Origin of the sequence: Paenibacillus sp. S29, assembly GCF_049319765.1 — a bacterium.
In the GTDB taxonomy this organism is placed as follows: domain Bacteria; phylum Bacillota; class Bacilli; order Paenibacillales; family Paenibacillaceae; genus Paenibacillus; species Paenibacillus polymyxa_B.
Genome location: NZ_JBMOUI010000006.1, coordinates 267,993 through 280,431 on the forward strand (window position 1 = coordinate 267,993; position 12,439 = coordinate 280,431).

At 47.7% G+C, this 12,439-nt stretch carries 7 protein-coding genes; 3 read left to right on the forward strand and 4 right to left on the reverse strand.

Translation table 11 applies throughout. The features are described 5' to 3' along the window. Positions 1 to 90: 90 nt before the first annotated feature. The 4 genes from ACL9RM_RS13175 to ACL9RM_RS13190 form a co-directional block, all read right to left on the reverse strand. Positions 91 to 2,766 (reverse strand): PAS domain S-box protein, encoded by a 2,676-nt coding sequence (locus ACL9RM_RS13175; RefSeq protein WP_250267595.1) that lies wholly within the window; start codon positions 2,764 to 2,766, stop codon positions 91 to 93. A 165-nt stretch (positions 2,767 to 2,931) separates the two neighbouring features. After that, positions 2,932 to 3,867: a nucleoside hydrolase gene (locus tag ACL9RM_RS13180; protein ID WP_028543206.1), complete on the reverse strand. Its 936-nt coding sequence runs from the start codon at positions 3,865 to 3,867 to the stop codon at positions 2,932 to 2,934. 173 nt (positions 3,868 to 4,040) lie between these two features. Continuing rightward, positions 4,041 to 6,203: a glycoside hydrolase family 6 protein gene (locus tag ACL9RM_RS13185; RefSeq protein WP_250267594.1), complete on the reverse strand. Its 2,163-nt coding sequence runs from the start codon at positions 6,201 to 6,203 to the stop codon at positions 4,041 to 4,043. 545 nt (positions 6,204 to 6,748) lie between these two features. Continuing rightward, a complete protein-coding gene (locus ACL9RM_RS13190) occupies positions 6,749 to 8,248 on the reverse strand; it encodes an alpha-glucosidase/alpha-galactosidase (protein WP_250267593.1) in 1,500 nt (499 codons plus the stop codon). Positions 8,249 to 8,466: 218 nt separating this feature from the next. On the opposite strand from ACL9RM_RS13190, the gene ACL9RM_RS13195 reads away from it, so the two are divergent. From ACL9RM_RS13195 to ACL9RM_RS13205, 3 genes are read left to right on the forward strand one after another with little or no spacing between them, the layout of a single operon-like run. Then, positions 8,467 to 9,465 carry a sugar-binding protein gene (locus ACL9RM_RS13195; protein WP_250267592.1) on the forward strand — a complete coding sequence of 333 codons (999 nt, stop codon included), beginning with the start codon at positions 8,467 to 8,469 and terminating at the stop codon, positions 9,463 to 9,465. After that, on the forward strand, positions 9,462 to 10,907 hold the full coding sequence (locus ACL9RM_RS13200) for a sensor histidine kinase (protein WP_250267591.1): 1,446 nt from the start codon (positions 9,462 to 9,464) through the stop codon (positions 10,905 to 10,907). The genes ACL9RM_RS13195 and ACL9RM_RS13200 overlap by 4 nt, the downstream gene beginning before the upstream one ends. After that, the gene (locus ACL9RM_RS13205; protein ID WP_250267590.1) at positions 10,882 to 12,219 is read left to right on the forward strand and encodes an AraC family transcriptional regulator; all 1,338 of its coding nucleotides are present in this window, start codon (positions 10,882 to 10,884) and stop codon (positions 12,217 to 12,219) included. Before ACL9RM_RS13200 ends, ACL9RM_RS13205 begins: the two co-directional genes overlap by 26 nt. The last annotated feature ends 220 nt before the right edge of the window (positions 12,220 to 12,439 follow it).

The following is a 12,439-nucleotide window of genomic DNA, read 5'->3' on the forward strand; positions in this document are numbered from 1 at the left end:
ATAGTACAGTTAGAACAGTTTGTCAATCTTTTCTTTGGGTATTCCTTACAAAAATAACCGTGATGCATCATGCATCACGGTTATCTCTTTTTAGCGTTCCTTTGACTCATAAGGCTCATCACGGCTTATGTTCGCAAGCGTTGAACCTTCCGGTAGCTTAAGATCCAGCTGGAACTGGAACGTCGCTCCTCTAGCCTCATCGCTATCCACACCAATGGAACCCCCCATCAGCTTAACCAAGTTTTTACAGATGGACAATCCCAGTCCTGTCCCTCCATATTTTCGGTTCAGTGCCGGATGAAGCTGGGAAAAAGGCTGAAACAATAGATGCTGGCGGTCTGCTGGAATACCGATTCCAGTATCCGTTACACTGAACTCAATCAGGCATCTATTTTTACGACGGCTGTAAGCCTTTCTTTCCACAAAGATATTTACACACCCTCGCTCCGTAAATTTGATCGCATTGCTCACCAAATTCACCAGCACCTGTCGAATACGCACATGATCACCGACCAGCATCCCCGGCATTTCCTGATCCACATGCCATTCCAGCTCAATGCCTTTTTCCATAGCCTGCGTCATGAATAGGTCAGCCACACTGCCGACCACATCATCTAGCACAAAGGGCTCGTGCAGCAAAGACATTTTGCCAGCTTCGATTTTGCTCAAATCCAGTATCTCATTCAATATCTGCATTAAAGCACCGCTGCTGCTGGTAATAATGTCTATATAGCTACGCTGCTCCTCATCCAATTCAGTATCTGCCAGTAACCCTGCCATGCCTATAATGCCGTTCATCGGTGTACGGAGTTCATGACTCATCACAGAGAGAAACTCTGACTTGGCTCGATCGGCGCGTTCGGCAGACTCCTTGGCCCGAATGATCTCCTTTTCATTCGTCCTGTCTACAAAAACCATCACAGCCCCTTTTCGCTCACCATTATCCATCAAAGGACTGATTCGATAGGAGGCCAGAAAGCTGGACCCGCCTTTTTTCCAAAATACTGCTTCCTCTGCCTGATAAGAAGCTCCGCTTCGAATCGCTTGAAGAATAGAGGACTGTTCGTTCGGAAAATGGCTGCCAATCTCGTCTGCATGGCGAATGATATCTATGCATGCGCCGTTCAGCGGATTAGCCGATCCAATGCCGAACATCTCGACAGCTGCCGGGTTCATAAAGCGGACATGTCCTTCGTTACTTAAACCCACAATCCCTTCGGATACGGCATTCAAAATAAGCGAATGCTCATTACTAAGTTTTTCAATTTGAGCAATGTAGCTTTTGAGAGGGGTAACGTTTTCTATAATCCCGTAGCAGCCTACAATTTCCTCTTGCACGAAAATCGGGATATTCGTCATCTTAATGAATAGACGCTCCCCCTCCTTATGTATGAATTCCGATTCATAGGTTTGCGTCTCACCCTGCTTGGCCAGTTCCATATGACGCTTGATTTTGTCCTGTTCCTCAGAGGAAGCCACGATAAGTATGTCAGCCCCAAGCAGCTCATCTTTCGTATAGCCCGTAAGCTCCACCAAGCTCGGATTCACACTCAAGATATGACCTTCCATATTCACGGCGCATATCCCAAGTGGATTATGCTGAAACAGTGACCTATAACGGTTTTCACTTTCGCGCAGACGCTGCTCCATTTCCCGGTGCTCTGTAACATCCTGGATCATACCAACCACTTGAACGGGCTTGCCTGCATGCTCGTCCATTTCAGCTTCCCAGATTGAACGCAGTACCTTTTGTTCCCCATTGGGCAATACAATCCGGTAAAAGGTTTCTTCGTGAATTCCCTTTAATATAACGTTGGTGATAATCTGTTTCATGCGCTCTGTATCTTCTGGATGAACAGCCGCCATGAACGCGTCAATACTTGTTTCAACCGGCTTGACACGATAGCCAAATATGCTGCGAAATTCCTTGGAAAAATGCATAACATCGTTGACCAGATCCCAGTCCCATGAGCCGAACATCGCCAACTGTTGAGCTTTTGCCAGGTTCTCCTCGCTCTTCTGGCGCTCTGTGATATTTCGTCCGATGGATAGAACTCGCTTGATCTTGCCCTGTTCATCCCGAATAATACGGTACGATACTTCCAGCCACAAATAATGCCCGTCCTTATGACGTACACGCCGCTTCATGATGCCTGTTTCCTTGAACATTCCATGTACACGCATGTAATCGGCATCTTCGATATGGTAAAATTGAAGCCGTTTTTTGCCGAGCATTTCCTGCTTCGTATAACCAAGGAGTTTTTCCACCGAAGGAGAAATATATTGAAGTATGCCGTCTGCCGTGCTGTAAGAGATGACATCCGGCGTATTTTCGGTAATCAACATGTACAAATCCTCATTGTCCGAAAGCACCTGCTCCATGTCCTTTTTCTCCGTGACATCCATTGCATACGCAATCAAGTAAGATTGTTCGGTAGCCTCATCATCAAATATGGTTAATTCCAGCGATAGCCAGACGGATGTTCCCCGTTTATGTTTCAAACGCAGCTCTGTCTTATAGACTTGATCTGTAGCCTTAAGCCAACCTGCGTAAGCCTCCCTCAGCCCTTGCTGATCCTGAGCCTCATTATACAAGAGATGGTAATATCGGATATCCAGTAATTCCTCCTGCTCATATCCGACCATTTTGCAAAAGGCGGGATTGACGTACAGGCACTTCCCCTCCCTCGACAAAATCACGATTCCTGTCGGGGCATGATTATACATATGTTCCAGCAAAGGCAGTCGTCGAGCAGCAGAAAACACAATGAATCTCCTCCTTTGTGGTCCGGCAGTTTTTCTAACTATACCTATTCTAACATGATATGGAATTTTTATAACGGTGAGTCCGCCTCTAGATGAATGCCCTTAAAACATGTATGCACAAAAGATTGCCGATGCAGGTTCATCGGCAATCTTCGAATTATTTTTTTATACCACCCGGCTAAGAAAATGACGCAAAAATCGCTCCGCATCGACTTTAAGTGCCACGTCAACCGTAGTCAGTGCTTGAGCTTCGTTCTCATTTTGCACCTCACGGGTGCGGCCAACCTCGGCGGAATCGCCCACCTCAACGGCAATGTGCATTGGACGCGTCTCCACAAAGCTGGAATCTATCGCTAATCCTACAGCCAGTGGATCATGCAAAGCACAGCCTGCAATACCAGGTCTGAAGTTGCGATAAGCTTCCATATAAAAGTCTGTCATATCTGCCATAAACGCACCCAGCTCGGTCCCTTGTTCACGCCATTTGTCCACATCCTGCTGTGGAAGCAGTGTTTGCATCGTGACGTCCAGCCCAACGAGCGTAAGCGGAAAGCCCGCTCCCAGCACATAGGCTGCGGCTTCTGGATCGGCGTAAATATTCGCTTCAGCCGTCGGAGTTACATTCCCTTTCACTGTGACCGCGCCGCCCATGATGATCAGGCGGTCAAGCAATTGGGGCAATTCGGGACAGCGATCCAATGCAATCGCAAGATTGGTCAGCGGTCCCACAGCTACCAGGGTAAGTTTGCCTTCATAGCGACGAGCCTGTCCGATTATAAAATCAGCGGCATCCCCAGACGCAGCCTGACGGGAGGGTGCTCCTTTCAACTGATTGCCAATACCGTCTTCGCCGTGAATATGCCGGGAATAAGGTTTGAACAGCTCCCGAGCATACGGCTTGTGAGCGCCAGACACGACGGGAGCCTCTACCCCCAGTTTTTCCAGCAGAATCAGTGAGTTACGTGTTGCCTCCTCCACCGAGATATTACCAAAGGTGGTTGTAATACCGAGTAGCTCCAATTCCGGCGAATGGACCGCGTACGCAATAGCAAGCGCGTCGTCAATGCCAGTATCTACATCTAAGATTAACTTTTTGCTCATGATGACCCTCCACAGTAGAACAGCATTCTTTTTTTCATTATACACAATTTCAATGCTTATTCCCTTGGTCATCAAATTCTTTATTCGAAGACGTAAAAAAGGCTACGACAGTGATGCCGTAACCTTCTTTTAATACTTTTCAATCATTCAAGGGCACATGTTCTGACCAAATCCTAAGGCTCGATTCCCCACACCAGCTTATCATTGTGGAACAACGTTGCTTTGTTCCATTCTGCATAAGAGGTTTTGGTTGGATCGAAGGAGTAGTCATTGGATTCGTCCAGATTAGACCAGTCGCTTTTGTTGATGCGGATCTGAATATCACCTGTTTGCGCTCCGGCAGCAAGCGTACCGGCAGCAGGACTGAAACCAATTTCAATATAGTTGTCAGTAAAGGTACGCAGCACGTTATCATTACCTACTTGCGCATAGTCTACTGCAGATTGCAGCTCCTGGCTGCCATCTTTCGTGAAATAGTAACGAATTTTCAGCTCACTCAGCTTCACAGGTGTTGTTCCTTTATTTTTCAAGTTAAAGAAAGGCTTGACTGCGTTATTCGCTGGATCAGTGTCCCCGGCCCGATACATTACAACCAGATCACCCGCTGGTTCTGTAGGATCTGTAGGGTCTGTTGGATCAGTCGGTGTACCTTTAGGTTCAGCGCTTACCGCTGCGGAATCCTTACTTGTTCCTTTCGCATTCGTAGCACTTACAACATAGAAGTAAGTTGTTCCGTTCGTCAGTCCCTTATCCGTGTACTCTCTTTCCGTTACAAGAGGCGCAACGGCTGTAAAAGGACCTGCTTCGCTAGTAGCACGTTTGACCGTGTAGCTATCGGCACCCGTAGACGCATTCCAAGTCAGCGTTACTTGAGCATTGCCCACAACAGCCTTTAAGCCTGACGGTACAGCCGGAGCTGTAGGCGCTGGGTCCACACCACCAGTGGAAGGCACGATAGCAGGGTACGCATTTTGTACCAGCATCACAAACTGATCATGGAACCATGCTCCTGAAATAGGTGCATTCGGTAAAGCATCCGTTAATGTGCCATCCTTGGTTGTATAGGTAGGATCACACATACGGTCAAAGCCTTTACCCTCATCGTTCGGAATGAGTGAGCTGGAACCATCGGAATCACCCGGAGGTTTCGCCCATACATAGGCATCAATATGGCCAGCTGGAGCCGTTTGTGGCGGCGTTCCCATACCTGCTCCGCTGTTATTACACCAGTTACCACGGTGCGAGCGTTTGTCAACACGGCCTGAGTTTACATAGGAGTTAATATCACTGCCGACTGCGGAAGTCGGACGGTTAGGTCCTCCCCATCCATTACGGCCTGTATCAATTAACATACCGAGTGAGCTCGGCCAGCCTGCGCTGACAAAATCTCTATGCAATGCCTCTGCGAAATCCGATTCATCGAAATTAGGATTCCATTCGTAGTACTTGGACGATTTGATCGGCTGTCCACCGATATTCAGATTTGGATCAGGCAAATTAGGTTCTGTCAGCGGTGAAGTGTTGGCTGTATTCGTGATAAAGCCATCTACACTGGCCAGACCTTTGCTAGTATCTTTGAAAATGGTTGTAAACAGGGATACCGTTGCTGAACGGTTGTTATCCCAACCTAACCAACCAGAGTGACCGATATCTACGTATTTGTACACGTTAGGAATCTCGTTCAGCTTATTCATTGTGTACTTCACGCCAGCTTCATAGATTCCTGTAGACTTGGCTTGTGCACATTTCGGATCATCCAGATTAGTTACCAGATTTGGCAAACTGTCTGGTTCAATGATCGCTACGATACGAATATCCTTATATTTGGGATTTGCAAAAATAGCAGCTATTTTGTCAATATAATCCTTTTTATAGGTTTCCAGACCTGCCTGGGTCAGCGGCAATTCACCATTGGAAGCCAAGGCGTGACAATCCCGTCCGGGCAGATCATACACAATAAATTCCGCCGTAATCGGTGTGCTGCCTTTCTTTTGCGCCAATACTTGGTCCAAATGCGCTTCCAGGCCAAGCTTGCCTCCACCGCCGTTAATAGCAGCGATACGATCAAGCCATACGGCTGTCGGGAATGTTTTGACCGTTTGCATTTTTGCTTTCAGATTGGCATCCGTAATTTTGGCAATCGATGTGTCGACACTAGCCGCATAATCAGGGCTAATATATTTTGTCGCCCCTTGGTAAGGATTGTCCACATGGGATTCTGCATGTATTTTATCCGTAAATCCTGCACCTGGTAGAAAGCTGCTTGCGACGAGTGATAGCGCAAAAGCATACTTCATGCTTTTACGAAGCACTTGCTTTGTTTTCAATTGCTTCACCTATCTTTCCGTGGATTTTGTTGAATCTTCCTATGTCGGCACCTGATTGTTACATGATTAAATGTGAGTTACGCCTACTCTCTCCAAAAAAAAGCGGCGTTCATAGCTGTGAAAGGTAAGCGCTTTCTATTTGTTCATGCGCTCACATTTTCCCCTTTTTGTCACCTCCTATGTTAGATTATAGTGAGCTGGAAATCTGCTGTAAATTGAATAAATTAAGGACTACATTATTAATTAGGCATATGAATTGCCACCCTAGTGGTTCATCGCGGCCCCTCTTTTTCTGAAGTCGGTTTCTTCATTTGTTGAACATCCCTGCTATAACAAGCTTTCGGGAGATTTAGGATCGACGGCAAAAGAGCAAATTCATAAAAAGTAAGACCGTATTCTTTAATTTCCGTCAGCCTAAATCGACAATGATAAACTTCAGCACGCCAACTATGCCAAATCGTCATATCTATCGACAGCAAAAAGGTGCTTTCAGGCCCTCATGACCATGAAAACACCCTTTAATTGTTGTGAAGACAATCTCCGCTCTTATTGTTCTACACTTTTTCGCGATCCTTGCCTTTGTCGGATTGCCCTGCATTTTTATTGGCGGCATCCCGATCCAGTTGCATTTCTTCAACCGTCTTCACCTTAAGTCGTGCTGCTCCCTCATAGGGTCGGGTTGGAATCAGATCGCCTGCAGCCAGACGTTGACGCGCCTCGGCAATCGCTGCTCCATATTGCGGCAGCCATGCTTCCTGCGCCACCAGCATCTCATCGACCATCTGCCAAATTTCTTTCGGATTACACACCGCGCCCACTAGCGGATCCATCATAAACGCTTGCCGCAGCAGCTTATCATCTCCGTGTACAGCCGCTTCGACAGCCAAACGCTGGACGGAAATACTTACATTGCAGACGGCAGCAAGACCGAGCGGAAGATCTCCTACATGTGGCATGGAGATACCATTCCGATCCACGTATCCAGGCGCTTCAATAATCGCATCGTCCGGCAAATTGGAAATCACACCGTTATTAACGACATTAAAATGCCCCCGGTATACACGTCCGGTTTCCAGACCTTCGATAATGTATGAACCATGCTCTTCACCGCGATTTTCCACCTTGTACTCCAATGGGTCTTCTTTCATCCAGTTAGGGAAATCTGTTTCAAACCAATTACGTCCTTCTGTACATACACGCAGATAGCCGCCTGTTTCTCCGTTGATCCAGCTGCCTAGATCAATCCAGTCCATAATTTCATTCGGACGCTTTCGGTACCAAGGTACATATTCACTGAGATGACCATTCGACTCTGTGCTGTAATAGCCAAAACGACGAAGCATGTCGATGCGTACCTTTTCGGTGCGGCTATATTCAGGATGTTTTTCGAAAGCCTCCAGCAGTCCAGCTGTCAGATCCTTGCCTTCATGAGACGCCTGAATGTACCACGTCTGGTGATTGATTCCGGCGCATACAATGTCCACCTCCTGCTTCTCCAGACCATACACCTCGGCAATTTGGTGATGCCCATGCTGGACGCCGTGACATAGACCGATTGTACGCACACCGCTGTATTTATTGCAGGCCCACGTCATCATCGCCATGGGATTCGAGTAGTTCAGCAGCAATACATCCGGTGCACTTAGCTCGCGGATATCCTTGCAAATCTCCAGCATTTCAGCGATGCCGCGCTGACCATACATGATGCCTCCTGCACACAGGGTATCGCCCACGCATTGATCCACGCCATATTTCAGCGGAATATCCACATCGGTCGCAAAGGCTTCAAGACCGCCAACCCGGATCGTACAAATGACGTATTTGGCATCCTTCAAAGCTATCTTTCGGTCCGCAGAGGACTGTATTTGTATCGATAAACCGTTCTCCCGAATATCCCGCTGGCACAGCTCAGTAACCATATCCAGATTGTGCTGACTGATGTCTGTAAAAGCCACTTCAATATCATTAAATTCCGGCACCGTTAACAGATCTCGCAAAATTCCACGGGTAAAACCGATGCTTCCTGCTCCAATAAACGCTACTTTAAATGACACGGCATTCAACCTCCGGTAATTAGAATGGGTATATACCGTCATTGTAGCAATAGGCCCGTAGAAAGCGTTATCAAAATCATGACCAGTTTCGTATTTAGGTGTCAAAAATCCTAACTTTCGCATCAATAAATGCTGCTTGCCGTTGACGATAGCTGCCTACGCTTCTTTTGTTGCTGTATAATGAGTTAAGTCTCTAAATATTGACAAAGGAGCAATACATGTCAAACCGTAAATGGACATTTATCCTTATCCCCGTCTTCCTGCTATTTGCCTGGCTGCTCTTTCAGTTCACTCTGTCTTCTTTTCAAATTCACCAATTTGCAGAGTTATTGAAGACGGTTTCTCCAAAAGACGGGGTTTCCGATACAAAAGTCGTACTGATATCACAGGAGTTGGATAATTATTACTGGCGGTCAATCGAACAAGGAGCCCGAAAGGAAGCGGAACAGTACGGTATGCGGCTCGATTATATCGGGCCGGACCGCATTAATCCGTCCGAGCAGGTCAAACTGCTGGATAAAGCGATCGCCAGTAAGGCGGATGCAATTCTGGTTCAAGGGATAAATGATCCAGAGTATCGCCGATTAATCGACAAAGCAGCCGGACTTGGCATCCCCGTCATCACGATCGATACGGATGAACCAGGCTCCCGTAGACTAGCTTACGTGGGAACGGATAACGAAGGAGCAGGAAAACGGATGGGCGCGCTGTTAGCGAAAGCCTCTGGAGAGCGTGGCGACATCGGAGTTATGATCAGTAGCGAGCGTGTTGAGAATCAGCGACTCAGGCTTGCTGGATTTCGTTCTGTGATCGGTCGCTATCCCAAGCTCCGCATTGTGGAGATTCGCTCCTCAAATATTTCACGGCTTCAGGCAGCACAGCAAGCTCAGAACATGCTCACCCGGTATCCGCAGATCCGCTACATGGTCGGATTCAGTGCGCTGGACGGCCTTGGCATTCTGGAAGCCTCGGAGCGGCGCGGCGCGCGGAGTTTGCAGATTTTCGCTTTTGACGATATGACCGAGACGTTAGAAGCCATCAGAGATTGCAAAATCGAACTGACCATTGTTCAACAGCCAGAGGAAATGGGGGCTAAGGCCATAAAATTGCTGAATGATTATCTAAAGGGGAATGCCCCCCAGGAATTAACCTACACCAGGGTATATGAGATGCATGCGGACACTCCCGACAACATGACCGGAGATGACAGACGATGACGATCAGAACGAAGCTGCTTCTGTTCATCCCTCTTCTAGTTGTGTTCGCCAATATCATCGCTTATTTTGTATTCCAAAGCGGAAAGGTCGTACAACAGAGCTACGATGAAATGCTTGGCCGAATTCTCCTCATTGAGCAAACCTCCGAATCGGCGGAGAGCAACTTAAAGCTCCTATATGCCTATCTGCTTAATCCAAGAGGCGATAAGGCTGTGCAGGGTCCGACAGAATACCAATTAATGCAGTTGAAAGCCAGAATTCAGGAAGTCTCCGACTCGACCGACCCTTCTTTCGCCGAAGAGGACTACATGAATCTGTTGGCCACATTTCTTGAACAGAAACAAGCCGCAGTTCTGGATGCAAAGGTACAAGATCCTCAATCGGCTTTTGAACATTATATTGAAGCGGAAAAAACCGTCAGCTATATTCATGAGGAGGGTCAGCAACTGATCGATGCTGAACTGGCTTATTACCGGCCAATCATTGAGAACATCCGGAACAAGAATGAGCGAATGAACGGATGGGGAGTGGCGTTGTTCGGCATGAACGCGCTGATGGGGGTTTTGCTTGCAATCTGGGTCTCGCGCAGCATTACTGGCCCTGTCGGCAGACTTGTCGGACTGGCGAAGCGAATCGCCACAGGTGATCTGAATATTAGGCCCCAACCGCGACGGGATGACGAGCTAGGCGTACTGTCGGACGCCATTTCGCAAATGTCCACCGATTTGAGTATCCTTATCGAGAAGGATAAACAGAGTCTGGAAATGCGGCGGCTTGTGAAGGAACTGGAGCTTCTGGCTCTGCAAAATCAAATTAACCCGCACTTTTTATTCAATACCTTAAATGTGCTCTCCAAGCTGGCGATCCTGGAAGGGGCGGAGAAAACCAGCGACCTGATCGTTTCGCTGTCCAATCTGCTACGGTACAGCCTGCAGAAGCTGGACAAACCCGTAACTCTCCAGGAGGAACTGGATCATATCCGCGAATACGTAACCATCCAGCAGGCGCGCTTCAGGGACAGAATTCGCTTTGATCTTCACTTTGACGCTTCCGTACTTCAGCAGCAAATTCCGGCCCTGACGATCCAGCCATTTATTGAAAACGCTTTTCTTCATGGTGTGGCAGATATGGAAGACGGAGCCATTATCATGTTAACGCTATCGAGAGCAAACGAAGATGTACAAATTGAAATTTCGGACAACGGAAAGGGCATGACGGAGGAAACCCGACTGTCGGTACTCCATCTTAAAGGCGAAGTCGAAAGCGGCAGTTCAACAGGACTTGGAATGCAAAATGTGTTTAGGCGGCTGCAGTTGTTCTACGGAAAGGAAGGAATGGTTGAAATCAATAGCAATATCGGACGAGGTACTACCATAACAATACGAATTCCAGTCAAGAAGGAGAGTGAGCAGACTGATGTATCGGTTGTTGATCGCGGATGACGAGGCTTTGGAGAGAGAAGGACTGGAATTGACAGTGGAACGGGCGATGCCGGGGATATTCCGGTTTATTCATGCCGGCAACGGCCGCATGGCGATTGAATGTGCGGAAGAGCACCGTCCCCATATTGCCATTCTGGATATCAATATGCCTGGAATTGACGGGCTTGCGGCGCTTCGTGAATTAAAGGAGCGGCTTCCCGATACCCGATTCGTGCTCGTTACTGCCTATGATTATTTTGCCTATGCCCGGGAGGCGCTCTCTTTGGGTGTGAAAGAATATATTCTGAAGCCAGCGAAGCGAGAACTGATCATCGGTACACTGAAACGACTGATTGAAGAAATTGAGTGCGAGAAGCGGGCACGTACGGAAGAATTGGAGCTTAGGCACAAAATCTCACAGCTGATGCCGCTCGCAGAAAATGAGCTGGCTTTAATGCTTATGGTCGACCAGACCGTGGATTCAAGCGCTTCCCAGCTATCGGAATGGCTGGACTTTCCTCTTGATCAGGGAAGCGCCATCATTGCCGCCTTTGACGGATATACGGACGAGCAGGATAAAAAGAAAATTTACGATCATTTCCGAAGCTATGTAAAAACGCATGGCCCGAATGCCATTGTAAGCTCCTTGATCGACCATCATGTAGCCACTTTTTTACGAAAGCCACCTGTCACCGGCGAAAACGACTGGCGGCAGTTGGTGAATCACCTTGTTCAGCAGCTCTCCGAGCTTGCCCAGCAGCAACTTGGTATAAAGACGGCCATTGGAATCGGATCGCTGCATAGCGGCGAGGAAGGACTTCGCAAGTCCTATTTCGAAGCCGTTTTTGCCTCCACCCTACGCAAGCGGGATGGAGGTTTCTGCCACTTTGACGAACTGAAGTCATCAGAGGCTGGAAACGCTTCTTTGCTTGCCATCAAAGCGGAGAATGGAATGCTTCAGCAGACGTACGTCATGTCAGCACTGCAACGGATACGCGAACAGCGAGAGGTTCAAACACTGACTATGCTGGGTAGGGCGAAAATGTATATCGAGGAACGGTTCAACGATGATCTTTCGCTGGAAGAAGTGGCTGATTTTGTCCATTTGAATCCTCACTACTTCAGCAAAATTTTCAAACAGGAATACGGAGAAACATTTATCGACTTTGTAACCCGGCTGCGGATTGATAAAGCCATCTCTCTGATTAAGGCTGGCAACCTTACTCTTAAGGAAATCAGCTTTGAAGTGGGTTATAAGGACCCGAACTATTTTAGCCGCGTCTTTAAAAAGATAACGGGCGTTCCTCCCACTGAGTTTAAAGGCCAAAAATAGTGAGATTCATCCATGCCGACTATCGGCATGGATTTTTTTAAGCTCGAATGACAAGGTAATGCTAGGTTCAGCCCCTCTATCTCCGATTCGGGAACCGAAGCCAAAATCGTGCATGAAAAGGTCCGTTTATTGAAGACGATAACTGGCCTTTCTTTTATAAGCGCATGTTATACTTCTCCTCGAAGAACGGAATGAGGTTCCAGAGATCTGGAGGGGAGAT